The sequence below is a fragment of the Clostridioides sp. LIBA-7678 genome (genome assembly GCF_056716065.1).
The window spans coordinates 1,824,863-1,851,571 of record NZ_CP196987.1 but is presented as its reverse complement, the minus strand read 5'-3'; the positions used below and the strand labels follow the sequence as shown (position 1 = coordinate 1,851,571).

General features: G+C 27.7%; 22 protein-coding genes. 4 read left to right on the top strand and 18 right to left on the bottom strand.

Annotation, left to right across the window (positions count from 1 at the left end):
* Positions 1-21: 21 nt before the first annotated feature.
* The 5 genes from ACTG46_RS08965 to ACTG46_RS08945 form a co-directional block, all read right to left on the bottom strand.
* Entirely contained in the window at positions 22-777 is a 756-nt protein-coding gene (locus ACTG46_RS08965) for an iron ABC transporter ATP-binding protein (protein ID WP_054270129.1), read from the bottom strand.
* On the bottom strand, positions 774-1,730 hold the full coding sequence (locus ACTG46_RS08960; protein ID WP_479923964.1) for an iron chelate uptake ABC transporter family permease subunit: 957 nt from the start codon (positions 1,728-1,730) through the stop codon (positions 774-776). Before ACTG46_RS08960 ends, ACTG46_RS08965 begins: the two co-directional genes overlap by 4 nt.
* Complete coding sequence (locus ACTG46_RS08955; protein WP_223195536.1) at positions 1,720-2,673, bottom strand: ABC transporter permease; 954 nt, start codon at positions 2,671-2,673, stop codon at positions 1,720-1,722. Before ACTG46_RS08955 ends, ACTG46_RS08960 begins: the two co-directional genes overlap by 11 nt.
* A 258-nt stretch (positions 2,674-2,931) precedes the next feature.
* A complete protein-coding gene (locus ACTG46_RS08950; RefSeq protein ID WP_479923963.1) occupies positions 2,932-3,912 on the bottom strand; it encodes a dipeptidase in 981 nt (326 codons plus the stop codon).
* Between the two features lie 74 nt (positions 3,913-3,986).
* Positions 3,987-5,189: a DUF819 family protein gene (locus ACTG46_RS08945; protein ID WP_054270125.1), complete on the bottom strand. Its 1,203-nt coding sequence runs from the start codon at positions 5,187-5,189 to the stop codon at positions 3,987-3,989.
* 193 nt (positions 5,190-5,382) lie between these two features.
* On the opposite strand from ACTG46_RS08945, the gene ACTG46_RS08940 reads away from it, so the two are divergent.
* Positions 5,383-5,937: a cupin domain-containing protein gene (locus ACTG46_RS08940; RefSeq protein WP_219673124.1), complete on the top strand. Its 555-nt coding sequence runs from the start codon at positions 5,383-5,385 to the stop codon at positions 5,935-5,937.
* Positions 5,938-6,053: 116 nt separating this feature from the next.
* On the opposite strand, the gene ACTG46_RS08935 is transcribed toward ACTG46_RS08940, so the two are convergent.
* The 10 genes from ACTG46_RS08935 to ACTG46_RS08890 form a co-directional block, all read right to left on the bottom strand.
* On the bottom strand, positions 6,054-6,845 hold the full coding sequence (locus tag ACTG46_RS08935; protein WP_054270124.1) for an HAD hydrolase family protein: 792 nt from the start codon (positions 6,843-6,845) through the stop codon (positions 6,054-6,056).
* 27 nt (positions 6,846-6,872) lie between these two features.
* Complete coding sequence (locus ACTG46_RS08930; protein ID WP_054270123.1) at positions 6,873-7,961, bottom strand: cysteine protease StiP family protein; 1,089 nt, start codon at positions 7,959-7,961, stop codon at positions 6,873-6,875.
* A gap of 53 nt (positions 7,962-8,014) precedes the next feature.
* Positions 8,015-9,253, bottom strand: a complete 1,239-nt coding sequence (locus ACTG46_RS08925) for a phosphoribosyltransferase family protein (RefSeq protein WP_054270122.1) — start codon at positions 9,251-9,253, stop codon at positions 8,015-8,017.
* A complete protein-coding gene (locus tag ACTG46_RS08920) occupies positions 9,231-10,307 on the bottom strand; it encodes an HpcH/HpaI aldolase/citrate lyase family protein (protein WP_054276585.1) in 1,077 nt (358 codons plus the stop codon). Before ACTG46_RS08920 ends, ACTG46_RS08925 begins: the two co-directional genes overlap by 23 nt.
* A 60-nt stretch (positions 10,308-10,367) precedes the next feature.
* A complete protein-coding gene (locus ACTG46_RS08915) occupies positions 10,368-11,504 on the bottom strand; it encodes a toxic anion resistance protein (protein WP_054270120.1) in 1,137 nt (378 codons plus the stop codon).
* Positions 11,505-13,067, bottom strand: a complete 1,563-nt coding sequence (locus tag ACTG46_RS08910) for a YceG family protein (RefSeq protein WP_167640178.1) — start codon at positions 13,065-13,067, stop codon at positions 11,505-11,507. It lies immediately after the preceding gene.
* Positions 13,068-13,153: 86 nt separating this feature from the next.
* Positions 13,154-15,913, bottom strand: a complete 2,760-nt coding sequence (locus tag ACTG46_RS08905; protein ID WP_074179803.1) for a calcium-translocating P-type ATPase, PMCA-type — start codon at positions 15,911-15,913, stop codon at positions 13,154-13,156.
* The gene (locus tag ACTG46_RS08900; protein WP_054270118.1) at positions 15,903-16,532 is read right to left on the bottom strand and encodes a TerD family protein; all 630 of its coding nucleotides are present in this window, start codon (positions 16,530-16,532) and stop codon (positions 15,903-15,905) included. The genes ACTG46_RS08905 and ACTG46_RS08900 overlap by 11 nt, the downstream gene beginning before the upstream one ends.
* An 84-nt stretch (positions 16,533-16,616) precedes the next feature.
* Positions 16,617-17,195 carry a TerD family protein gene (locus ACTG46_RS08895; protein WP_054270117.1) on the bottom strand — a complete coding sequence of 193 codons (579 nt, stop codon included), beginning with the start codon at positions 17,193-17,195 and terminating at the stop codon, positions 16,617-16,619.
* Between the two features lie 37 nt (positions 17,196-17,232).
* Complete coding sequence (locus ACTG46_RS08890) at positions 17,233-17,811, bottom strand: TerD family protein (protein ID WP_003420269.1); 579 nt, start codon at positions 17,809-17,811, stop codon at positions 17,233-17,235.
* A 330-nt stretch (positions 17,812-18,141) separates the two neighbouring features.
* On the opposite strand from ACTG46_RS08890, the gene ACTG46_RS08885 reads away from it, so the two are divergent.
* A complete protein-coding gene (locus tag ACTG46_RS08885) occupies positions 18,142-19,578 on the top strand; it encodes a trypsin-like peptidase domain-containing protein (protein WP_479923962.1) in 1,437 nt (478 codons plus the stop codon).
* A gap of 118 nt (positions 19,579-19,696) precedes the next feature.
* Here the strand turns inward: ACTG46_RS08885 and asnB are convergent, their stop codons facing one another.
* Positions 19,697-21,580: an asparagine synthase (glutamine-hydrolyzing) gene (gene asnB, locus ACTG46_RS08880; RefSeq protein WP_479923961.1), complete on the bottom strand. Its 1,884-nt coding sequence runs from the start codon at positions 21,578-21,580 to the stop codon at positions 19,697-19,699.
* Between the two features lie 172 nt (positions 21,581-21,752).
* Here asnB and ACTG46_RS08875 point away from each other — a divergent pair, with 172 nt between their 5' ends.
* On the top strand, positions 21,753-22,457 hold the full coding sequence (locus tag ACTG46_RS08875; protein WP_054270114.1) for a superoxide dismutase: 705 nt from the start codon (positions 21,753-21,755) through the stop codon (positions 22,455-22,457).
* A gap of 112 nt (positions 22,458-22,569) precedes the next feature.
* Positions 22,570-23,106, top strand: a complete 537-nt coding sequence (locus tag ACTG46_RS08870; protein WP_054270113.1) for a metal-dependent hydrolase — start codon at positions 22,570-22,572, stop codon at positions 23,104-23,106.
* A 134-nt stretch (positions 23,107-23,240) separates the two neighbouring features.
* Here ACTG46_RS08870 and ACTG46_RS08865 read toward each other — a convergent pair whose 3' ends face one another.
* Together ACTG46_RS08865 and ACTG46_RS08860 are read right to left on the bottom strand one after the other, a co-directional pair.
* Complete coding sequence (locus ACTG46_RS08865; protein ID WP_054276579.1) at positions 23,241-23,861, bottom strand: TVP38/TMEM64 family protein; 621 nt, start codon at positions 23,859-23,861, stop codon at positions 23,241-23,243.
* A gap of 209 nt (positions 23,862-24,070) precedes the next feature.
* On the bottom strand, positions 24,071-26,602 hold the full coding sequence (locus ACTG46_RS08860; protein WP_479923960.1) for an FAD-dependent oxidoreductase: 2,532 nt from the start codon (positions 26,600-26,602) through the stop codon (positions 24,071-24,073).
* Positions 26,603-26,709: the final 107 nt, after the last annotated feature.

Here is a 26,709-nt window from a genome sequence, read left to right as displayed (position 1 = left end):
TTGAATTTTATAGATGATTCGTTAAAAATAAATACAAATTCGATTTCCATTTATATTTTTAATATTGAAATTCATCTCATAAATATCTTCTAAAACTTTTTCATTGACTATCTCATCTGTACGACCTACCTTCTCAATTTTTCCATTTTTTAATGCAACTATATTATCTGAATAGCATGATGCGAAGTTTATATCATGCATTACTAACACTATAGTCTTATCTAGGTCATCACAAAGGTCTCTAAGCACTTTCATCATCTGAACTGAATGATTCATATCTAAATTATTAAGTGGTTCATCAAGCAATATATACTCTGTATCTTGGGCTATTACCATTGCTATATAGGCTCTTTGTCTCTGACCTCCGCTCAACTCATCTAGATATTTATGTTGTATATCAGTCAATTTCATATATTCTATCGCTTCGTCAATATACTTCTCATCCTCTTTAGTTAGATTTCCTTCACTATACGGAAATCTTCCAAACCCAACCAATTCCCTTATTGTGAGCCTTAAAGTTATATTATTAGATTGTTTAAGAATAGCTATTTTTTTAGCTAATTCCTTGTTAGTGTAGCTAGCTAAGTTTTTACCTTCTATTATTACTTCGCCACTATCACCACCTATAAGCCTTGTTACTATTGATAATACAGTACTTTTCCCAGCTCCATTTGGTCCTATAAAAGAAGTTATCTTTCCTTTCTCTATATTAAAAGAAACATCTTCTACAACATTTTTGTTCTTATATTTTTTAAATATATTTCTTATTTCTATCACTTATTTGCCCCCTTTAACAATAACTGAATAAAGTAAATTCCTCCTATGAAATTTATTACTACACTCAAAGTAGTATCAAATTTAAATACATGTTGTATAAAAAATTGACCAATTATTAATGTAATCATGCCTATTAGCATAGAACCAAAAATTAAATATGTATGCTTATACGTTTTAAAAACTTCTCTAGATATATTAGCAAGTAAAAGCCCTAAAAATGTCATTGGACCAATAAGTGCTGTTGATATTGAAACTAAAATTGCTATTACTATTATCATTTTTTTAACTACTTTATCAAAATCTACACCTAAATTAATTGATTGCTCTCTACCCAATGATAATACATCTAAATACTTTATTTCGTCATATATAAAAGGTATCATGGCAATAATTATTATAAATGCTATTAAAAGTACATTAGTATTTATATTATTTAAACTGGCCATTATGCTAGTTTGTAAAGCTAGAAATTCATTTGGGTCTATCATTACTTGAATAAAGGTTGTTGCACTTTTAAATAAGATTCCAAATATCATACCTACTAGGACTAAAAAGAAAATATTATTTTTATTTTTTTCAAATAATGTCTTATATAATAACATTGATGCTCCAATCATCACAGCAACATTGACAATAAAATTATAATTTTCATTAATAATCAAACTGCTAGTTGAACCAAATATAAATACTATTATAGTTTGAATCATTACATATAATGAATCCAATCCTAATACGCTTGGTGTTAGTATTTGATTGTTTGTAATTGTTTGAAACACTACAGTAGTAAATGCTATACACCCTCCACCTAATATCATAGCAAGTATTTTTGGTATTCTTTGTGATAGTGCATAATCTATATTATTCATATCTATTCCATAAATTGTAAAAATCACTATTGATATTAATAGTAATATACTAATGAAATAAATTTTCTTATTAAGACTAAGCTTCATTTACATTCCTCCTTAGTATCAAATAAAGGAATAGTATACTTCCTATGACTCCAACTGTAAGTCCTATAGATATTTCATATGGATAAATAATTATCCTTCCAAAAATATCGCATATAAGCACAAATATAGCTCCAAATAAACCAGTATACCATATGTTTGCTCTTATATTATCACCCATATATAAGGACACAATGTTTGGAACTATTAGACCTATAAAAGGTATATTACCAGCTGTAACGACTACACATACTGTGACAAGGGCCACTATTACCAAACCTATATTAACAACCTTTTTGTAGCTCAACCCTAAGTTTGTTGCAAAATCTATGCCCATGCCAACAACAGTAAATTTATTTGCATAGACATATGCTAATATTATAAGAGGTATTGTGATGTATAATATCTCATAATTTCCTTTAAGTATCATAGAAAAGTCGCCTTGCATCCAAGAACTTACATTTTGACTCAAATCGTATTTATATGCAATAAAATCTGTCATAGAACCTATTATATTTCCAAACATTATACCTACTAATGGTACGAAAATTATATTTTTAAATTGTAATCTGCTTATTATTTTCATAAACATAAAAGTCCCTATAAGAGAAAATACAAATGCTATTATGGTCTTTGTAAGAATAGACGCAGTTGGTATTAAAAGCATACAAATTACTATACCAAATTGAGCTGCATCTATTGTAGCCCCTGTTGTGGGTGATACAAATTTATTTTTACTTATCTGTTGCATTATAAGACCTGCTATACTCATCCCTACACCTGCAATCAATATACTTATCAATCTTGGTATTCTACTCATAACAAATACCATAAGTTTATGTTGATTTTTTGCAAATAGATGCATTATATTTATATCTTCAGCTCCTATAAATAAAGAAAAATAAGACAAAATTATTATTCCTATGACTAAATACCTTTTTTTCATTCTCCCTCCTTAAAAACTTTTCTTTTTTTAAAATGATAATTATTATCATTTTTTACTTTTATAGTTTATCAATAATAATTATCATTGTCAATAGATATATATATTTTTTTGTTTTACATATAAAAAATGTTACTAGAATTGAAACTTCTAGTAACATTAAAATTCAATTTAATAAAATAAATTATAAATGCTAATTTAAATATGTATGTGTTACATTAAATATAATAAATATCTTATGCGTTTAAACTATTCATTATATTATTTTAATATATCTTTAAAGAGTCTATAAAAATTACCACTAGAAATTAAATCTATATCTCTTTTTTTATAACCTCTATTTTCAAGTTCTACTATTATATTATGTGCTGTATGTGTGCTCTCAAGACCATCTACACTTGGAATACTGGCATTTTCAGTAAAAGAACCTATAGTTTCTGTCCCCAAGTAATCACTAAAGTCAAACCCAAAAGATACATGTTCTATACCTATAAGATTTACCATATAGTCTATATGGTCAACTAAGTGTATCAAATCTTGTTTTTTGGGATTACTATTAGTAAATCCTCTAAAACTATTTATTCCTACTAATCCACCTGTCTTTGAAATTTCTTTTAATTGAGCATCTGTAAGATTTCTTTTAGCATCACATAGATTTCTTGCGTTAGAATGAGAAGCTATTACTGGCTTACTTACAATAGACATCAAATCCCAAAATGACTTGTCATTCAAATGTGACACATCCACAATCATGCCCAATTCTTCCATCTTATTTACTGCTTTTTTCCCTATTTCAGTTAAACCTCTGTTCTTATCTCCTAAACATCCTGTCGCAAGTTCATTTTGCTCATTCCAAGTTAACGATGCATGTCTTGCTCCAACTTCCTTGTAAAAATAATCTATTAAATCTATATTTTTTCCAATATGACTTAATCCTTCTATTCCAATTAAAATATTTATTTTATTTTCACTTATACCTTTACTTATATCAGAATATTTTTTTACTATATTTACAATATCTTTCATATCTTCAATTTCATCTTTTATGGAGTTTACAATTTGTTTAACTCTTTTTTCAGGTTCCTTATCATATGGAGGGTCTATCCATATTACAAAGATAGCTCCTTCTATATTTGCTCTTTTAAAACTATCAAGATGAATTCTTCTAAATACATCTTTCTCCCCGTTAAGTCTTCTTATTGTTACATCTGCCCAAGTATCTGAATGTCCATCGAAAATCATAACAACCTCCAGTTAAATAAAAATCTTTATCAAAATAAACTTTTTAATTCACGAAAAACTATATTAAATTAAAATTATATTAAAATATTTCCCACTAAAAGGCCAAAATAATTACCAACTATGTATCCAAATGTTCCAACTATAAGTATTGGTCCCACTAGTTTAGACCAGCCTTTTGATATTGCCATAGCTGCTGCTGTTGTAGGTCCACCAATATTTGCATTAGATGCAAGAATGGCTTCTTCTAAACTAAATTTAAATATTTTGGCAACTATAAATGTAACTAACATATTTATTAGTACCATTATTCCACAGTATAAAAGTAGTAGTGGTGATTTTTGAATTATTAATGTTATAGAAGCAGGAACACCTACTACTACAAAGAAAATATAAATCAAAAATGTACCTATCTCTTGTGCTCCTTTTATATCACTAAAGAATTTAGGCATAAAGGTAGCAAATAACATAGTCAAAGTAGTTATTATTAAATATTGATTACCGAATAGAGTATTTAACATTGCTAAAAAAGGATTTGATGTTGGTATTATAGCTTTGAACCAAGTTGATAACTCTACAGATACTGCAACAATTATAAAGGCACTACCAATAGCTATTGCTATATCTTTTAAAGATATTTCTTTTCTTCCCCAATAATTTGCTGCTATTGTTTCTCCTTCAGTTACATCAGTACGTTCCATCTCATCTACATGTGGATGTTTAAAATGTTTTCTAAAAAATCCAATGGATGGGATAGCTATTAAAACAAAGAAATATAAAGCCATTAAAAGATTATCTGCTACAACTGTTGCTGATACTAATTCTCCGGGTGCATTAAATGCTCCTGACATGGCTGCGAAGTTTACATTTCCACCTATATAAGAACCTGTCATCATAGCTGCAACAATATTTAAATCTGGTACTGCATTTTTTAATAGTAAAAATCCAACCATAGCTCCAAGAACAGTTCCTACAGAGCCTACAAGAAATATTACAAGTAATCTTCCACTTTCTTTCCATATCTTTTTAATGTTACATTGATATAACAGTAAAGCTATGGCTAAAGGAACAACATATCCCCATACCTGGTCATACACAACAGACTCTACTGGTATGATATTTAGATTTGATAGTAACATGGCTCCTACAAGAGCTATTATTGCCCCTGATATTTTCGATGCCCAGTTGTACTTTTGTTCCAGATAAATACTAAATGCTGCCCATCCAGTTATGACTGCCCATAGTACCCAAATATTATCAGGACTTACAAAACTCTTCATCTTACCTACCTCCTATTTCATTAAATTAAAATATTCAAATCAATATTCAATATATTGAATATTAGTTTTATTATAATCCATCTTTTCAGAAAATTCAATATAACATGGAAAATACATGAATAATAAAACTTTTTTATTTTATTACTCTTTAGAAATTATATGTTATAATCATGTCTAAGGGGGTTTGTATCTAATGAATATAGATGTCGGAAGTAAAATTAGAGCTCTTAGAAAATCTAAAAATATCAGTATCTCTACTTTAGCAAAGAACTCGGATTTAAGTACGGGTTTAATAAGTCAAATTGAGCGAAATATGGTTGTTCCATCAATTGTAGCAATGTGGAAAATATCAAAAGCTCTTGATATAAATATAGGTTATTTTTTTGATGAGATTGGAAAAGAAGACTCTGATATAGTAGTAAAGAAAAACAATAGAAAAAAAATAGTAACTAATGATTCTACAAAATTTTATGAACTTCTTGTTCCTAATTTATCTGGTAAGAAAATAGAATTTTTACTTGTTACGCTAGATGGTCATACAAAAAAAAGTAGTGAATTTGTAACACATGAAGGGGAAGAATGTGGTTATATAATAAAAGGAAAAATGAAGATAATACTTGGAAATAAGGAATATGTACTAGAAGAAGGAGATAGTTTTTATTTTAACAGTACTATTCCACATGTATATGAAAATTATGATGATGATATATGTATCTCAGTTTGGGCAATGACTCCACCTTCATTTTAATATATGGAACTCTTACTTAAATATAAATTAATAAAAATCTGAAATAAATTAGTATGACAAATTTTATTCTAATTTATTTCAGATTTTTTTAGTTTATTAATTATATATATTTATTATTATATATTAAGCAGACAACTTTCATCTAAAATATTAGATAGTATCTCTTCTGTTCCACTCATTCCATTAAAAGTACTCGATATAAATGAACTTTCTGTTTCATTTTTATTTATATCACCATGCTTTAATACATATGCTTTATTTGAAATATTGAGCATACCATAATCCATAACAGAATCTCCTATTGCATAAAAAGACTCTATTTTTAATTCCTTAGTCAAATACTTTATAGCATTTTCTTTTGAGATTTCTTTTGGTATAAAATAGATTTTTCTACCACTAACATAGAATTTCCAATTTTTTGATTCCAATATATCTAGATACTCCCTAATTGAATCCAAACTAAATTTTGCAAAATCAACAACTATATAAAAAAATGTATCTTCTGCAACTTTAAAGTTGGTTATTCCTTCTACATTCAGATAATCTTTAAATTTTACAATCATACTTTCAATGGGTTCATAGTTAGACTTTAATTTATCTATTTCTTTACTCCACGATTTTAATATTTCATTATTTTTAAGTATAATTGCTCCATTTGAAGTTATACTAAATGGAAAATGAATCCCATATTTATTAAATTCTATACGCTTAAATTGCTCTACTGTTCTAGTAGTTGTAGGTATAAACATACCATAATATTGTATTTGCTTTATTAAATTTATAGTATCTAAAGATATATAAGATATTTCTTTTTCTCTATAAATTTCTATATTAGTATATTTCTTATCAGTGTCTAAAAATTTATCAGAGTAAATAATACTCCTGTCTAAGTCTGAAAAAACAATCATTCAGTATTCTCCTGTCTAATATATTTTCTAAATATCTTTCATATTTTTTATTATTCCACAACATTTATATGCTTTTAAGTCCATTTGTTCAACTTCAACATTTTTCTCTTTAGCTAATATAAATATGTGCTCTAAAGATTTATCATTTAAGTCTTTAACTAGAATCTTATATGGAACTCTTCTAAGTAAAACTCTTGTTGTTTCTCCAACACCTGGTTTGATAAAGTTAATATCTGTTATGTTGTATTTTTGCTTTATATTTAAAACATCAAGATATCCATCTTTTGTTATAATATCACTTTCCCATTTATTAACTTCATCAGATATGTTCTTAAATTGATTTTTAAAACATGCTTCTATAGTTTCTATATAATTTATAGATTCGTCTTTATCTTTTAAATGTTTATAGAACTTAGCTCCATGAAAATCATCTTTACCAATTAAATCATCTCTTAATACAGTTCTACTTATTAATCCAGAAACAGTTGAATTTAAACATGCACTTGGTATTAAGAAATCTTCTCTAATTCCATAAAGACCTGAATATCCAGCAGGGTCAGCCAATACAGCAAGGGTTGAGTCAAAAGTTTTTTTAAATTTACTATTAAGCTCATCACATGCCTTTTCAAGTTCTTTTGATATAGTTCCTTTTCCAGTCCAACCATCTAAAAATTGAATCTCTGAATTTGGATGATTCTTTACTATATATTCAACTGCATTCATATCTATTCCTTTATCTCTTATTATAGAGATTGTATAATGAGGTAAATTTAGATTATACTTGTTTTTCAGATATCTCTTTGCCAAAATTCCAATAGGTGTACCTGCTCTAGCAAGTGAAACTAAAACCACATCATTCCCATTTTTTTTAATTATTTTTTCACACATAACCCCTATTGAAAATGCAAGCTTATCTTTATTTTGCTCTAGTTTATCATGATATAAATTCAGATAATCTTCACTAACTTCATACTCTATTGGTATCATTTCTGAATAATGACTACCACTTTGTATTTTTAATTCTCTCTCTTTATTTCCTTCTTCTTTAATTAAATTTGATATATCTTTTAATAAAAAGATAACATCATCCTTAGAATACGTGCTAAAATCTGCCATATGATTCAACTCCTATCTTAAAACTGTGATATATCTTACTCTCCTTAAAGCATTTAGCTACAACATACTATAGTAAGTTCTTTTATACTTGTATTTTTAATTATATCAATAAATTCCAGATAAGAATTTTTACTCTTATTTAACTCTACAAATAAATAACATTTAGAAAAATTATGTTTATCTATATTATAAATATAATTTTGAACATCTATATTATAAAAACTCTTTAATTTAAACTTACTTCTAATAGGATAATTATTTTTTTCAATATCAATAATTGGACTTCTTGTTGTTGAATGATAGTACACATCATATTGATTTTCTTTTTCTTTAGCAAACAACATTGGTATATACATAAATTCTTCAGTACCTAAAAATAGAATCTTTTCATTTTCATTTTTTAAAGATTCTTTATTATCCATAGTTATTTTTTTGCTTTCTCTCTTTACAATTTCTTTTAATCTAAACTGTTCTCTTCTATTGATTCCAAATCTACCTGTATATTTTACGTATTTCTTATTCCCAATATAATCTTCTAGGTCAACATTAATGTGATTTACTACTAAGTTTACTTTATCATTTGAAATAGATTGTGACTCAGCAGTATTATAATTATCATTGTAATTTGAAATAATATCTTCATTTATATCAAAATCAAAGTTTCCTTTAAATAAGTATACAAATTCTATCTTACAATCTAGTTCTTTTTCTAAATGAGTAACTTTTCTTAAGTTTTCATCACTCACCCAATTAAGTATGGAACATATTGTGTACTTCTTTTTAGGATAAATACTTTGAATCTTCCTAATTATATTCATACATGTATTAGCTGTGGTAATCTCATCATCAACTAATATCACCTCATCTCCAGTTTTGAAGTTGTTAAGCATTCCAAAGTATAGATTTTGGTCTGTTGCATGAGAATGTTCCTCTAAAAATTCTAGATTCTCTAACTCATCAAACTGTTCTCTAGTAGTGTGAATAAATTCGTATTCTCCACATAAGTAATCAAAAAAACTATGCCCAATAGCTGTGCCAGTTTCAGCAAAAGCTATAACAGTACCATTTGATGTTACTTTATTTTTTTCATTATAAATTGTGGCTATTAATTTTCCCAAATTATCCATCTCACTTGGTTTGCATGCTAGATGCTTACCAAGTGTCTTTGATATGAATAAAAAACGTCTCTTACTATTGTTTCTTATTCCTATATCTAAAAAATCATTTAATTCTAAATTTAATGGATTATCAATAATGTCAATTTCACAATTAAAATTTAAGCAATTCTTCATAGTCTACTCCTTTATTTAATACACCATATATTTTAGATAGAATCAATGTTTTTTTAGCCCATAAAAAATGTGGATTTGTCTCATTCATTCTCTCTCCTAGTACACCTTTGCTCACACCATATTTGCTATTTGTGCTATTCAATATCTCTAAAGCATCAGTAAAATCTTCATATGGCACTGCAGATAGTGCTTGTACAATCTGAATTTGCATTGGATGAATTACTGTTTTTCCAATTAACCCATGAAATTTATCCAACAATATTTCTTCTATATACTTACTTCTTATATCCTTATTTGTCATATCAAAGAACTCTGATACTCCTCCACTTATAGGTATATCTAACTCTGGTCTTTGAAGATACGTAATTATATCTAGTATAAATGAAGAGCAAATCAAATTGTCATATATAGAAAAGTTTTTGTCTCTTCTTATGCCATACATACCTAATATGTCAGTTATACCTACTCTAATACTGAGTATTCTTGACTTGTGTTTTAAAATAGAATTGTATAAATTATTAAAACTCAATTCTTTACTTTCCTTATATATAAATTCCCTTGTCTCTATTATTGGAATAACATACATATCTTGAAGATTCATAGAGCTCAAAGCTTCTATGCAATTTTCTATTAACTCTGAATTTGCTTTAGGAATTAATATGCCTGTTATAGTATGACTATTTTTAACTATAATATCTTTAATCCTCAACAATTGCTCCACATCTTTTATCCTTACAAAAATTAATGGTATTCCATCTTTGTTTGTTATACTTTCATCACTAATATCTTTCAAAATTAACCTAAGATTTTCTATAGCCTCTAACTCTCCATTTACCCCAACAGCATCTTCTAAGCAAATAGCCAATGGTCTAACTCCTTTAACATCTCCTATAATACTCTTATAAATCATATTATATTGAGTAGCTGGAACGTATAAAAAAGCACCTAGTGCATATTTCAATACATCTTTTTCAGTCTTAGCATTAAAGTCTTCTGGCTCTTTCAAAAAAATTTTTTTCAAATCATCTTTGCAGATATAATCGAAATATTTCAATGTATGGCCTCCTCATATACATAGAAAGGGCCAACTTTATACAAATTAGCCCCTAATATACTACTTATTATAAATTATAGCTGTATTTAATTCTTCCAACCTCTTTGTATTATCCTTAATTAAAACTCTATTGTTTTCTTCTATTCTCATAGTTTCATCTATACCAGACTTAATAGTAGTATACATTTTTTCTAATGTCTCTATTTGAACAGAGCTTGTTCCAGCCATTCTAGCTATTTGTGCACTTTGAGTACTTACATTTTGAGCATTTCTAAGCAATAATTCATTAGTCTTATCATCAAGTGCTTTTAGAGATTTTGCTTGCAATTCTTGCTTTTTAAGCAATATGGCTTGAGATAAACATTGTTTAAATACTGGTAAAGTTACAACAAATGCACTGTTTATTTTTCTAATTAAACCATAGTTATTATGTTGCATACCTCTAAGCATAGGTATTGTCTGTATGGCTATATTTTCTGCTATTCTTAAATCATATATTCTTTGATTTAACATATCATAAACTTTCAATAGCTCTTGATAATTAACAACATCCATTTGGTCTCCACTAGTTTCCGATTTTTGCTTAAAGAAAGGTAATATCTCGTTATCCATTTCTTCTATTGCCATTTCTCCAGCAACAATATATTTTTGAAGTTCATTATAAAACTCAAAGTTCTCATTTAACATAGAACCTATTTGCTTATTAGAAAGTGCTATATCTCTTTCATATTGTTCAAGTTCAATTTGGATTTTTTCAACTTCTCCTCCCAATGTTTCATATTTTTGAAACATCATTTCAATAGCATTATTAGCTTTTTTGAAAAGTTTTTGAACAAAATTTGGTTCCTTAGTTTCTTGAAAATCATCTAAATCAAACTTGTCCATTATTTTAGTCAAATGAACCAACATTTTAGAGTTTTCTTCATTTCTATTTAGTTTTATTGTATTTAAAAGACTATCAGAAACCCTTGCTACTCCTTCAGATGCTTTTCTACCAAATTGTAAAATTGTATCTGGGTTTTCTACCTCTATAAGAGACGTTAATGCCTCAACTTCCTTAGACTTTCTCAGTTCATTTTTTTTATTATTTGTATATTCCATTATATCAAAATTTTCTTCTTCAACAACTGTAGGTAAATTTTCAGTAACCTCTACAGAATTTTTATCTTTTGAAAAACTATTTATATTTATCCCCATCTAAAATCTTCTCCTCTTTCCAAAAATTTTTTTAAGTAAAGGTATATCATCTTCAAGTGAATTTAATCTAAGGTCATATACCATTTTATCCAATCTGTGTACATCAATCAATTGGTTATTTATAACATTCTCTATATTATTTTCTCCTCCTGGACACAATATAATAATATCAAATCCAATTTTACTTAGTAAAAGCATAAGGAAAACTATTTCTTTATCAAATACTATACTCTTGTACATATATATAATCAATTTTGGATTTATAAGAGAATAATCAAAATTATTCATCATATGAACAAACTTCTTATCCATATGAAGTATTGTAAACAGACCTTTTATCTTGTCCTCTCCACTTAAACCATTTAAGAACATATTTCCTTCTAATAACTCTTCAACCTTTTCTAAAATCATAATTTGTTGATTTAATGCCAATGTTGAAATAGAATAATCTTTATTATTTAAAACAGAATTTTTATCTATAACACCTTTTGAATTCAGTAAAAAAGACAAACTAAAAGCATCTCTTGTAAACTCTTTCGAAAATTTGTCTATATCCCCATTAAATTCAATAAATGTTGAACTTTCCGAATCTCTCAATAAATCTAAAAACTTAATATACTCATTTTTGTCATTATATATTCCATTAATCTTAGAGAGAAAATTTGGAACTTCTACAGTAACATCACTAAACTTAAATCCTGGTCTTAATTTTAATGGCTGATTCCAGTATATTGATATTTCATCAACAGTTGAACTTAAAAGTAAATTTTTTATTTTTCTATCTTGAAGCTGCCAAGGTTTTATAAATCCTGCATCATTTAATAACTCTTCGCTTATACGTTTTGATGCTTCTGCTCCCACAGTAAAAGCTTTTTTTACAGAACCTTTATCTATTTTTTCTCCTAAGATAACCCTTTCTTCAAAAGCAACTTTTTCTTCTATTATATTGGCTTCTTCAAACTCTACCTTGTATTTTTCTATGTTTAAAATATCTATATTACTCTTTGAATTTGGGTTAAGATATAAAACATCAAAGCCTGCCAAGTACAATATTAAGAGTAGATAAACTTCATGCTTTTTTATATCCCCATAAAATATTACTTTTGGAGCCTCATTTTTATTTATATCTAAAGCACCGATATAGATTTTTATCCATGCCATTATTTTCACTATAAAATTTTGTTTAACTCTATCATTAGTAAATTCTTTTTCTTCCTCTTTTAAAACTTTATCTATAGCTTTTTTTAGTTTATAATCAATCCCATCGAACCCTAAAATATTTATATCTACATCTTCCATACTGTTTCTATATTTTTTAAGTCCATTTTTAAAATAATTTATAATATCAAAATCACTAGGATTTGCTATAGCATCAGTAAATAAAACAATATCTTTTTTACTATCAATATTTTGTTTTGCCTTAAATATCTCAAGATTGTACAAAACCTCATCTTCTAAACCAATATATGAAATAAAATAACTTAGATATCCTTTTGAAGGAGTGTAATTTCCTCTGTCTGATTGGCTGGAGAATATTTTTTCAAATACCTTTGAGTCGCCCATAATTATCCTCCCAATTTAAATGTTTATTTAGAACTGACTCAAAATACATATTTTGAGTCAGTTTGTTATTTTTTAAAAAATTTATTTTAAGCGGCTTTTTTTGGTTTTACTAGTCTTATTATACATTTTACAACTTCATTAACTACAACTACACTTGCTGCTACACATAGAACTTTTCCCCATGTCATAACATCCATAGCTACAGAGTTAAAGAAATCTTGGAATAGCTGAGTAAATATTACTTGTGCAATTCCTGTTAAAACTATTATTTGTAATGCTAATTTGTTATGTGTAAAGTTTGGAAAAATACTATCTGCATTAAATTCTCTACAGTTAAATGCATTAAACAATGCACTAAAAGCAAACAATGCAAACATTACTGTTCCTTTGTGAGCTTCATCAACTCCTAAGAAGTTAAATGTAGATTGTAGCATTAGTATTGTTGTTATATAGATTGCATTTAATACTATCGTATATACCATTGATTTAGAAATTATATTAGCTTTTCTATCAACAGGCTTTCTATTTAATACATGGTTTCTAACAGGCTCTAGACCTAATGCTAGTGCTGGTGGACCATCCATAATTATGTTTACCCATAATAATTGTATTGTAGTAAATGGCATTTCTTGTCCCATTACCTGAGATATTATAGCCACTAAAAAGGCAATTACATTTACTGTTAATTGGAATTGAACGAATCTTTGGAAGTTATCATAAATTCCTCTACCCCATTTAATACCTTTTACAATAGTACTAAAACTATCATCAGTTAAAATTATATCTGCTGCATTTTTAGACACCTCTGTCCCTGAGATACCCATTGCTATACCAACATCTGCTTTTGAAAGTGCTGGAGCATCATTTATACCATCACCTGTTACTGCAACAACATCTCCACTCTTTTGTAAAGCTGAAACTATTCTCATTTTACTATCTGGCTTACTTCTTGCAACGATTGAGATAGTTTGTATCTCTTCTTTTAATTCTTCATCATCTAAAGTATCTATATATGAAGCTTCAACTGCTCTCATATTTCCTTTTAATAAGCCTAATTCTTCACCTATAGCTTTTGCTGTATTTATATTATCTCCTGTAAGCATTTTTACAGAAACACCAGCTTTGTTTGCTGTATTTACAGACTCTATAACATCTTTTCTAAGTGGGTCTCTTATACCAACAAAACCACTGAATACTAAATTACTTTCCATTGCACTAACATTCATAGCATCACTTTCAGCAGTTACTGCTGCTTCTTCTTCAGCTTGTGAGATTTCTTTATATGCAAAACCTAAAGTTCTCATTGATTTTATTTGTAATTTTTTTATTTCTTCTAAAATTTCATGTTTCACATTTTCAGTTATTGGAACTATGTCTTTTCCCCTTTGGATATGTGAACATAACTCAAGTAAAACTTCTGGTGCTCCTTTTGATAATAGTACATGATGATTATCTCTACCCATAACAGAAGTCATCCTTTTTGAGTCAGAAGTAAAAGGATTTTGAGCTACTATATTACAATCTTTTCTAAATTTTCTATAGTCTACGTTTTTATAGTATAAAAGTAATGCACATTCAGTAGCACTTCCCAAATACTTAACATCACCATCGTTATGCTCTATATCAGCTGTAGAGTTTATCATACAGTTTTCTTCAAAATAACTATTTATTTCTTCTTCTGAACTTTCAATATATCTTCCATCAATATATGCAACTTCTACAGTCATTCTATTTTCAGTTAATGTGCCAGTTTTATCTGAACATATTACAGAAACAGAACCTATAGTTTCACAAGCTTCTTTTTTAGTAACTAATGCATTTATTTTGGCCATTTTTTGCATTGTTATTGCAAGTGTCATATTTATCATAGTTGGAAGACCTTCTGGTACTGCTGCAACTATTAACGCAACACATACTGTAAATGCCGTTTTAACAGGGTCTATTGATTCTAAAAATGGTAATATTCCAGACATGTCTACATTTAATACATTCTTACTTACCATTTGGAAAACCATAAATATAAATAATAATCCTGCTACTGCACTAGAAACTTTAGCTATCAATCCACCTAAATTTCCAAGTTTTATCTGAAGTGGAGTTTGCTCATCTGTATCTGATAAGTTTTGAGCTATTTTACCCATCTCACTACTATCTCCAATTGAAGTTACAACTAGAGTTCCTCTACCATAAGCTACAAGTGTACCACCAAATACCATATTTATTTGTTTTGCAGGTATTGGCTCTTGTACTACTAATGCTCCTTTAGATTCTATTTCTTCCATAGAAACTACTACATCACACTTTTTAGATACATCATCAGATTCCCCAGTTAACATATCTTCTCTAACTTTAAGATTTATAGTCTCTATAAGTCTACCGTCAGCAGGTACCATGTCACCAGTTTCGATATATACTATATCTCCTGGTACCAATTCACTTTTAGAGATTTGATGTACTTCTCCGTCTCTCAATACTTTAACTTCTATGTTTTCAGTCAATTTAGAAAGAGCATCTGCTGCTTTCTTAGAGCGACCTTCTGTAATCATACCTATTGCTATACCTATTGCTATAGCTCCTACTATACCTATTGCATCATGAGTTTCTCCAATTACTGCACTTACTACTGCTGCAATAATCAAAATAACTATCATTGGTTCACTTAAACTGTCTTTTAAATCATCCCAAAAGCTTCCTTCTTCTTTTGGCGTAAACTCATTTAAACCATACTTTTCTCTTCTTTTCTTGACTTCTGGTTCTGATAAACCTTTTTCAGGGTTAACAGATAAGTCTTCTGTTACCTCTTCTTTATCTACATTATAATATTTGATATCATTATTAAATTCCATATGCACACTCAATCCTGTCTAAATTTTGCATTACTTCCTTAAGACCCGCATCCTTTGTTCCTTCACCTATTGCTTTAAATTGCCAACTTCCATCTTTTCTATATATAGCTCCTACTATAAGAGTAGTTTTTTCAGAATAATTATCAGATAGATTATATTTGGCTATCTCTTTCTTATTATTTTGGTCTTCAACTCTTATATAGGCATTTTCTATCATACCAAAATGTTGTTTTCTATCCACACAGTTGTATATGTTTACTACAAATAACAATTTGTGAATATTTGATGGAACCTTATCCAAATTAACTAGGATTTGTTCATCATCACCTGTACCTTCACCAGTTAAATTGTCTCCTGTATGCAATACTGACTTACAGGCACTTTTTAGATTTCCAAAATAAATTAAATCTTTTATTCCACTCAATTTTCCTTCTTGATTAAGCATAAATACAGATGCATCACAATCTATATCAGCTTGTCCTCCACCAAACAGAGATTTAAAAAATCCTCCACCTGCTTGTTGCACAGGGTCCCATCCCAAACCTACAAGTATATTACTCAGTCCAGGGTTCGATTTTTTTAAATCTATTTTATCACCTTTTGATAAATTAATCGACATACTAAACCTCCACAAAATTTTATATAATATAACCTATACATTTTTGTATAGGTTATTTATATTTAATATATTATATTACTCAAATTAAACATTTAATCCATAATTTCTACAAAGTGCTTCTAAGCCACCTTCAAAACCTGCTCCAACTGCATTAAACTTCCATTCTCCATTATACTTATATATCTCACATACTGTAATTGCAGTTTCTATACTAAATTCTTCACCCAAGTCATATCTTAATATTTCTTCGTCATTTTCAGAATTTAAGACTCTTATATATGAGTTACTTACTTGTCCAAAATTTTGTCTTCTTTCGGCAGCTTCATATATTGTAACTGTTACAGCTATCTTTTGAATATGCTTTGGCATTACATCTAAATTTACTAGTATTTCCTCGTCATCTCCATCACCTTCACCAGTTCTATTGTCACCCAAGTGTTCAACTGCTCCTGATGTATGTTTTAAGTTATTATAGAATATAAAATCTTCATCTTTTTCGACTCTTTGTGATTCTCCTACCATGAAAACACTTACATCTAAATCATAATCATATCCACTATCAAATGAATTTGTATCCCATCCTAATCCAAGTTTTATATTTTTAAGACCTGGATTTCCTTTAGTTAAATCAATTTTTTGTCCTTTTTTTAATACTATAGCCATGGAAAATACCCCCTCTAGTTTATTATTATATTTGAAATTATAAGTTTATTCCAAAGTTTCCACATAGTGCAGCGAGACCACCTTCAAAACCAGAGCCTAGTGCATTAAACTTCCATTCTCCATTATGCTTATATATTTCAGCTACTACTATAGCAGTTTCTATACTAAAATCTTCTCCTAATTCATACTTTATTAGCTCTTCATTCGTATCTTTATCTACTATTCTTATATAAGAATTACTTACTTGTCCAAAATTCTGTCTTCTCTCAGTTGCATCATGAATTGTAACTGTAAAAGAAATCTTGCTTATTTCTCCAGGAATCTTAGATAAATCAACAACTATTTGTTCATCATCTCCATCACCTTCACCAGTTCTGTTATCACCTAAATGTTCAACCGCTCCAGATGTATGTTTTAAATTATTGTAAAATACAAAATCTCCATCATTAGTAACACTTCCACTTGCTCCTGTTAAAAATGCTGCTGTATCTAAATCAAAGTCAAATCCACCATCATACTTGTTAGTGTCCCATCCTAAACCAACTAAAATATTTTTAAGGCCTGGATTTCCTTTAGTTAAATCAACCTTTTGGCCTTTTGATAATGTTATACCCATAATTTATCGCTCCCTTGTTAATTTTAGCTAAACAAATCTTGCTAATTATTTATCTTTTTCTTTAATCATATTATATCATTTTTTATTCATTTGTGAAGAAAACTTACTTGATATTTTTAAAATATAATTAAAAAAATGTTTATATTTCTTACTTTTTACATAGATTTTACATACTTTATTAAATATGTAAAATCTATGTTTAATATGTAATTATATATCATTTGTATGAACAAGTACATATTTTATTTTGAAACTACAAAATTCTTGTACTATATTGTTTTAAGTTGTTTTATAATAGATTATATCATCTTATTTTATAGGAGAAAAAATATGCTTTGTACTATTAAACCATTAAAGATTTTAATAAAAAAATCACATGAACCTCTAATTGAATTTATGTCTAGTATGTCATATACAAGTAAAAGTTCTTCATACATTAAGGAAGTCTACTTTACACGATATATAGGTGTTGAAGATTCAATTGATAAGTACATAGAAAAAATCAAAAATATAGACGATTATTTTTTTAATAATCCAAAAATTCCTTATATTAGATTAAGTAATTTAAATATGAGTTTTGACAAATCACAAACAGATAATATGCTTAAGGTTTTTAATACTTATGATAAAGTCAAATTTAACAGTTGGAACTTATATAGTATTGACTTTCCATGCAAGCTAGAAAATGATACTTTAGATTGGACTAAAAAAATTGCATTTAAAAATACCTTAGATTTATTTTGTACAAGTATGCCAAATTCAACACCTTCTATTGTTAAAAACTTTGCTGTTAAACTTTTGTGTTGGATAGAATACTTTCTACCTAAGTTATTTTATAATAAAACAAAAACTAATATCTCACCAAAAATAGTGTACTTTGGAAATATTAAGAGACAAGAACTTTTTTTCTTGTATTTTTTATCACAACTTGGGTGTGATATTTTATATATAAACCCATGTAAAGATATTATTGATTTATATCCTGAATGTTCAAATTTTTCTACTCTATTTGAGCTTTCTAAAAAGAGTACAGAGATATTAGAAATACCTTTTGAAAAATCTGTTTCGAATATAAACTATAAAGAAGATACCAATAAAATCTACACTTCTACAGATAGACCTCACTCTGAAAATACTTTTATTAACACAAAACATACAGCTAAAAAACCTATACAAAATAAAGAAATAGAACTTTCTTATGAAGAACTTGCAATGTTATCATCTTCTATCGTTATGATTGTTGTGTGTAATAGTGAGGAAAAACCATTCAAGAGTGGTTCTGGAGTAGTAATAAATAGCGAAGGTTATATACTTACAAATCTTCATGTAGTTAACGATGGGTACTCATTTTTAGTTAGATTTGAAAATGATGATAATGTTTATACATCTTACCAAATTATAAAGTATCATACAGATTATGATTTAGCTGTAATAAAGGTTGATAGAAAATGTAAACCAATACCTATCAATGTTAGTAAAAAGCCTGTAAGAGGTCAAAAAATAGTTGCAATCGGAAGCCCTTTAGGTCTTTTCAATACAGTTTCAGATGGAATTATCTCAGCTTTTCGTGATTTTGAAACAGTTCAAATGATACAATTTACAGCTCCAATCTCTAGTGGTAGTTCAGGTGGAGCACTTTTAGATATGTTTGGAAATTTACTAGGGTTGATTTCTGCTGGTTATGATGATGGTCAAAACCTAAATTTAGCAGTAGAAAGTAACCTTGTCAAAATGTTTGCCAACAATTTTATTGAAATAATAAAATAAATGTATCTGGATAAACTTTTAATAAAATAGCCAGAACTAAATTTCTGATATATATTATTATCAAAAACTTAGTTCTGGCTATTTCTAAAATACAATACAAGAAAAATCTAACACAAGATTAGTATTTAATATTTTTATCTTCCATAAATATTTGATACCACATACAAAAGATGAATATAGTCCATATTTTTCTTGAATTATCTTTATGTCCTTTAAAATGTTCCTCTAAAAGATTTATTGCATATTTTTTATCTATAAAATCATCTACATTTGAATTAGAAATAGTTTCTTTTACAACTTCTCCTAAAGAATCTTTTAACCAAATTCTTATTGGTGTTGGAAATCCTAATTTTTTTCTTTGGATAACATGTTCTGGGACTATATCTCTAAATGCTTCTCTAAGTAAAACTTTTGTATTACTCTTTGTTGTCTTTTGATCCATTCTCAAGTTCTTTGCTACATCAAATACATCTTTATATAAAAATGGAGCTCTAAGTTCAAGTTGCTCACATATAGAAATTTTACTCATTTTTTGAAGTATATCACCCTGAAGCCATGTATTCATATCTATATGTTGCATCTTGCTTATATAATCATAATTATGCTTCTGTGCATCTCTATACAAATTAGATAACAAGTACTCATATATATTTTTCTCTTTATATTTAGAAAAGAATCTTTTTACTTCACTATTTTCAAAAATCTTTGCATTTCCTATATATCTTTTTTCTAGTGGTGTTGTAGCTCTATAAAAGTAATTTTTTCCCTTCATGTTAGGCATAAGTTCTGAAACTCTTCCTAGTATACTTTTAACATAAGTAGGTGAGTTTACAATGGATTTCATATTATTATATTCCTTATATATATTATATCCTCCAAATAATTCATCTGCACCTTCTCCAGACAATGCTACTTCAACATGTTTACCTGCTTCTTTGATTAGAAAATAAAGTCCTACTTCTGAAGGGTCTGCTACAGGGTCATCCAAAGAATAAATTATTTTTGGTAATGCTTTTATATACTCATCTTGTGTTATATTAATTTGAATATTTTCTATACCTAACTTATCAGCTGTTTTCTTTGCTATTTCTAACTCACTATATCCTTTAACATTAAATCCTACAGAAAAGGATTTTATATTTGGATTAATTTGTGAAGCTAAAGTAGTTATAATAGATGAATCTATACCACTAGATAGAAATGTTCCAATTACTCTATTTCCTATCATATGACTTTTTACTGAATCCATTATCACATTTCTTACATCTTCCTCGCTTATATCTCTATTTCCTAAATGATTCTTAGTATAAAAAAATTTTGTACTACTTCTAAATTCAAGTTTGTTATATCTTTTTAAAGATAATATTCCATTTTCCACTCTAAAAAAATGACCTGCTGGTATCAACCTTATTCCTTGTATCATAGTATCTTCAGGAAGTACATATTGAAATGAAAAATAGCTTTGCAAACTTCTTTCATTTATATTTAGATTTTTTATATATTCAAGCATAAATTTATACTCTGAGGCAAAAATGATTGATTTTTCATTATTTATATAATAAAGTGGTTTTATTCCAAATAAATCTCTCGCTCCAAATATACTTTCACTTACTTTATCATATATTATAAAACTAAACATACCTTTTATCTTATGTACACAATTCTTACCAAACTCTATATAAGATGCCAATAAGATTTCAATATCATCATCAGTAGTAAAAGTATGCCCTTTTTCAATCAATTCTGCTTTTATTTCATGACAATTATATATACTTCCATTAAAAACAATAACTTTTCCATCCTTTTCAAATGGTTTATTCCCACAAATAACATCTATTACATCAAATCTCTCAAAATCAAAAGTTTTTTCATCATTTTTAAATTTTTCTCTACTATCGAGATTTACATTATTAATATTATTTATAGACTCTTTTTTTTTAAGTTTAATATCTTCTTTTTTAGATATATCTCCTTTATAATAAATTGAAATATTGCCATCCATACTATCAAAATTCCTTCCTATCTTTTAGTCTTGTTCTATATCTCATAGTTTTGTCTTTAGATTTAAAACTTATTCAATTTAAAAGAAAATTACTATCAAATTTTTATAAATTATTTGCTAATCTTTCATATTTTTTTTATTTCTAGAAATACTATATTAGGAGGTGATTTTTATGAAGAAAAAAATGTTAATACCAGTTATTATGTCTTTATTTATAATTTCACAGTGTATAACTTCATTTGCTTTTACACCTGAAAACAATAAATTTAAGGTTAAACCATTACCTTATGCATATGATGCACTTGAACCTTATATAGATAAAGAAACTATGAAATTGCATCATGATAAACACTATCAAGCTTATGTTGATAAATTAAATGCTGCTCTTGAAAAATATCCTGAGCTTTACAATTATTCTTTATGTGAATTATTGCAAAATTTAGACTCTTTGCCTAAAGATATTGTTACAGCAGTAAGAAACAATGCAGGAGGTGCTTACAATCATAAATTCTTTTTTGATATAATGACTCCTGAAAAAACTATCCCTTCTGAATCTTTAAAAGAAGCAATCGATAGAGACTTTGGTTCTTTTGAAAAATTTAAAGAAGAATTCAAAAAAGCTTCTTTAGATGTTTTCGGTTCTGGTTGGGCTTGGCTTGTAGCTACTAAGGATGGTAAATTATCCATTATAACTACTCCAAACCAAGATAGTCCTATAAGTAAAAACTTAACTCCTATAATAGGACTTGATGTTTGGGAACATGCTTACTATTTAAAATATCAAAATAGAAGAAATGAATACATTGACAACTGGTTTAATGTAATAAATTGGAATGGAGCTTTAGAAAACTATAAAAATTTAAAATCTCAAGATTAATTAAATATTAAAATCCTTTTGAAAAAAACTTATGTTTGCTATATAATAGAATAAAAGATAGTCTAAATTTACCAATATTATGTTTATAGTGACGATTCAGGAGGATTTTTATATGATAAAAGAAACACATGAAAGGGGAGGATATATATTTGCACTTTTGATACTCCCCTTTATAAACAATATATATCTAGTCAAATACGATATTACATATAAAATAGTATTAATTATGGTTTATATTTATTTTGCATATTTAGGGTCTTTGTTTCCAGATATAGATATGCGAGGTTCTCATATAAGTAAAAAATTTATATTGATATACAAATTATTTGGAAGCAGGTTTAGACATAGAGGATTTACCCATAGCCTAATTGCTTTATTGCTTCTTTATAGTTTTTTTAAATCTCTAACAATCTTTACTCACAATAATATAGTTTTCTCATGTTTGTCTAGTGGATTTATAATAGGATATCTATCTCACCTGTGCCTTGACCTTATTACTAAGGAAGGTATTGAACTGTTTTACCCCATTACCATAAACATTTCTTTACTCCCTATAAAAACTAACTCAAAAACAGAAAAATTCATATCTAAGCTCTTAAATTTCATAGTTATTTTTTTGATTGGATATCAATTTTATATTTTACTATAGTTACGTTTGTCAACTCATATTTTGTTTAATAGTTCTTAAAAGATATTGTACCTAATAAACAAAAAAATAAAAAGTATCTTAAAATAATGCTTTGTAAGTTAATTATTTTTTGATACTTTTTATTTTTTAGAAAACTAAATTTTTCTATTATCTCTATCATCATTGTGTTTTTTATGATGAAATTCATAATTATGATTTTCAAGGTTTTTATTGACTCTATTTCCAATCTTCCATGATAAAAACACCAGCAATATAAATGATGCTATCTTTAAAGGACTTGTTATAAATCCTTCTATGTCACTTGCCACATAACTTATTACTATAAACATTACAAATTTGCCTGCCAACATTGCTGGCACAAAATCTTTTATATCTTTTTTACCAAAAGCTGATGCAATAGTAACTAAACAACCAGGCATAAATGGACAGGCATATGCTATAAACAATAACTTAAATCCCTGTTTATCCATCCAACTTATTGCCCTTTCAGTTTTACTATTTCTCAACTTATTAAAAAGCTTACTGTCATTAAATCTGCTTATTAATAAAAATAATGAGGTTGTCCCAAGTCCTGAGCCAATCCATGATAACAAACATCCAAGAAATAACCCTTGTATTGCAGCATTTGCTGTAACTATGGCAACAAGTGGTAGGGCTGGTATAAAGCTTTCTATAAATGCACTTAACAAACCAATTATTGTAGCTAATACCCAATAGTTTTGAGTCAAATCAAGTAATTCTTGTATATACTGCATATTGCTTTTCCCCTTTTTTAACTTTAACTATTATTATATACTCTATATTGTTATTATATACCAATCTCAAAAAAGGAATCTAACATTAAAAAGTAAACAATCTATATAAATTTACAGTTAAGGTATGATTATTTTATTATATATTATAACAAAAAAGTCTTAAAATATGAATTGTCATATTTTAAGACTTTTTCGGTCTTATATTTAAACTATAGTATATCTGCTTTCATAATATCTTCAAAATCACCCTTTTCAGATATTAATCTTATCAATTTAACAGTACAACTTAAATCATTTATAAGTATAGCTCCAACTAATGAACCATCTTTAATAAATAATTTTTTGTATATTCTCTTTCCTTCATCTTTTGATGAAATTTCTTTATCAAAATTTTGTATATTACCAATACTAAATACTTTTACATTCATTGCATCTAATGAAACTGGATACACATCACTTTCAAATGTCAAATTATCTCCACTTGCATTTGCACCTGCTATTTTTCCCATTTCCACTGAGGATGGCCATATTGCTAAACTAGTATTTTCTACTTGTGCAACATCTCCACAAGCATATATATCTTTAACAGTTGTCTGTAATGTCTTATCTACAACAATACCCCTGTCAGTTTTTACAGATGTATCTTGAACTATTTGTGTATTTGCTCTTACACCAATAGAAAATACTACCATATCACATTCAACACTATCTCCATCTTTGAATATAACTTTTTGTGCTTTTCCATTTCCATCGATACCATCAACTGCTACACCTAATCTTACATCTATTCCTGTATCTCTTACACATTGCTCTAATATTTTACTACCTTCTTTATCAAGTTGTTTTGATAGTATACCATCCATCGCTTCAACTACTACTACTTCTAATCCTTTTAATCTAAATTCCCATGCAGCTTCAAGTCCTAATAGACCTCCACCAATTACCACAACTTTCTTAGATTTTTCTAAGGCTTCCTTTACACTGTATAAATCTTTTATATTTCTAAGAGTAAACACATTTTCTAAATCATGCCCTTTAATTGGTGGTATAAAGTTTCTACTTCCTGTAGCTATTACAAGTTTATCAAATTTAATGGCACCATCATTTACTATAATAGTTTTATTTACTTCATCTAACTTATCTACATTTGTTCCTAATATTACTACTATATTGTTTTCGTCATACCAAGCTTTATCTTCCATATAAAAATCTGAACCAAGCTCTTCATTTATGCCATCAGAAAGTGCAGGTCTATAGTAAGTTAATTCATCTTCATTAGAAATCATAGTTATCTTACAAGTTTTATTTCTTTTTCTTATAGCATCTGCTGCATAAAAACCAGCTGCTCCATTTCCTACTATTACAAAATATTCATCAGTATCTTTTCTAAAAGTAACTTCATCTTCTTCAACTTCTATAAATTGGTCTTCTTTCGCTCCACATACAGGACATACACTAGGAGCACTATCCCCTTCAAATACTTCATTACAAATTACACATTTAAATTTCTTAGTTTTCTTTTTACTTCCAAAAGTAGAATTTAATTTATCCAAGAATTTACCTGTATAAGAATGTAATTTTTCTAACTCTTCATTTGATGGTTTAAAGTTAACAGCAAATGGTTTTACAGCTTTCATTCTAAGCTGATTTATTCTCTCCATAGCATTTTCTATACCTTCTCCACTCCATCCATATGAACCAAATACTGAAGCAACCTTTCCACCATGAATAACTGGATTTAAGGATACTAAAATATCCCATATAGGCTTTAATGCGTCTCCTAATATTGTTGGTGTACCAAACAATACACCTTGTGATACTGCTATCTTTGCTAAAATATCTTCTTGTTTATTCTCTATTACATCAAATAAGTTTACTTTATAATTGCTGTTTTGTTCAATATATGCTTTTATAGCTTCTGCCATAATCTTTGTATATCCATGTGCAGAAACATAACAAATTGTAACTTCTTTTTCTAATTTTATTTGTTCATTTACACTCCAGTTATAATAAAGGTCTATAATTTTTCTAGGATTTTCAGTTAATACTGGTCCATGACCTGGACATACAGTATCTATATCTAAGTCTCTTATCTTTTCTATAGCAGTTACCATAGATGGCTTGAATGGTCCCATTATACAATCATAATAGTATCTTAAAGCATCTAAGTAATCCTTTTCTTCATCTTCATCAAGTGTGTTTACTATCTTATCATTACTATAATGACTACCAAATGAATCACATGTTACAAGAGTCTTGTCTTCTTTAATATATGTGTATATAGTATCTGGCCAATGAAGCATAGGAACAGAGAAGAATTCTAAAGTCTTGTCTCCAATTGATAATGCATCTCCATCTGCAACTGCAATATACTCAAAATCTTTGTTTACTATTTCCTTAAGATATTTAATTGCAGTTTCTGAAGCTACTACTTTTGCATTCTTAGCTAAATCCAAAAGTTTTTCAACACTTCCTGCATGGTCTGGTTCAGTATGACTTACAACAATATAGTCTATTTTTTCAAAATCTATATTTAAATCATTTAATCGTTCAATATAATTGTCAAAATGCTTATCTTTAACTGTCTCAAATAAAACTGTTTTTTCTGTCCCTTTTAATACATATGAATTATAAGTAGTTCCATAAGGTGTATACATAATTATGTCAAATACTCTTAAGTCAGGGTCAAGTGAACCTACCCAATATAAATTTTCTTTTATTTTTAATGATTTCAATGACATACCGTACTCCTCCTAAAATAGTTATTTAATCTTTTTATACCCTGCTTGTTATATTTTAAACAAATTTTATTTAAAAAAGAAATTATTACAAAAGTAATTTAAAGCTT

What these genes read in the sequence shown, in the direction of transcription:
- ACTG46_RS08945 (WP_054270125.1), bottom strand. Translation starts at nt 5,189, where the DNA reads ATGAAGAGTTTTGTAAGTCCTGATAATATTTGGGTACTATGGGCAGTC.
- ACTG46_RS08915 (WP_054270120.1), bottom strand. Translation starts at nt 11,504, where the DNA reads ATGGGGATAAATATAAATAGTTTTTCAAAAGATAAAAATTCTGTAGAG.
- ACTG46_RS08895 (WP_054270117.1), bottom strand. Translation starts at nt 17,195, where the DNA reads ATGGCTATAGTATTAAAAAAAGGACAAAAAATTGATTTAACTAAAGGA.
- ACTG46_RS08925 (WP_054270122.1), bottom strand. Translation starts at nt 9,253, where the DNA reads ATGAAGAATTGCTTAAATTTTAATTGTGAAATTGACATTATTGATAAT.
- ACTG46_RS08950 (WP_479923963.1), bottom strand. Translation starts at nt 3,912, where the DNA reads ATGATTTTCGATGGACATTCAGATACTTGGGCAGATGTAACAATAAGA.
- ACTG46_RS08960 (WP_479923964.1), bottom strand. Translation starts at nt 1,730, where the DNA reads ATGAAGCTTAGTCTTAATAAGAAAATTTATTTCATTAGTATATTACTA.
- ACTG46_RS08900 (WP_054270118.1), bottom strand. Translation starts at nt 16,532, where the DNA reads ATGTCGATTAATTTATCAAAAGGTGATAAAATAGATTTAAAAAAATCG.
- ACTG46_RS08905 (WP_074179803.1), bottom strand. Translation starts at nt 15,913, where the DNA reads ATGGAATTTAATAATGATATCAAATATTATAATGTAGATAAAGAAGAG.
- ACTG46_RS08885 (WP_479923962.1), top strand. Translation starts at nt 18,142, where the DNA reads ATGCTTTGTACTATTAAACCATTAAAGATTTTAATAAAAAAATCACAT.
- ACTG46_RS08865 (WP_054276579.1), bottom strand. Translation starts at nt 23,861, where the DNA reads ATGCAGTATATACAAGAATTACTTGATTTGACTCAAAACTATTGGGTA.
- asnB (WP_479923961.1), bottom strand. Translation starts at nt 21,580, where the DNA reads ATGGATGGCAATATTTCAATTTATTATAAAGGAGATATATCTAAAAAA.
- ACTG46_RS08875 (WP_054270114.1), top strand. Translation starts at nt 21,753, where the DNA reads ATGAAGAAAAAAATGTTAATACCAGTTATTATGTCTTTATTTATAATT.
- ACTG46_RS08870 (WP_054270113.1), top strand. Translation starts at nt 22,570, where the DNA reads ATGATAAAAGAAACACATGAAAGGGGAGGATATATATTTGCACTTTTG.
- ACTG46_RS08930 (WP_054270123.1), bottom strand. Translation starts at nt 7,961, where the DNA reads ATGGCAGATTTTAGCACGTATTCTAAGGATGATGTTATCTTTTTATTA.
- ACTG46_RS08890 (WP_003420269.1), bottom strand. Translation starts at nt 17,811, where the DNA reads ATGGGTATAACATTATCAAAAGGCCAAAAGGTTGATTTAACTAAAGGA.
- ACTG46_RS08935 (WP_054270124.1), bottom strand. Translation starts at nt 6,845, where the DNA reads ATGATTGTTTTTTCAGACTTAGACAGGAGTATTATTTACTCTGATAAA.
- ACTG46_RS08955 (WP_223195536.1), bottom strand. Translation starts at nt 2,673, where the DNA reads ATGAAAAAAAGGTATTTAGTCATAGGAATAATAATTTTGTCTTATTTT.
- ACTG46_RS08860 (WP_479923960.1), bottom strand. Translation starts at nt 26,602, where the DNA reads ATGTCATTGAAATCATTAAAAATAAAAGAAAATTTATATTGGGTAGGT.
- ACTG46_RS08910 (WP_167640178.1), bottom strand. Translation starts at nt 13,067, where the DNA reads ATGGGCGACTCAAAGGTATTTGAAAAAATATTCTCCAGCCAATCAGAC.
- ACTG46_RS08940 (WP_219673124.1), top strand. Translation starts at nt 5,383, where the DNA reads ATGAATATAGATGTCGGAAGTAAAATTAGAGCTCTTAGAAAATCTAAA.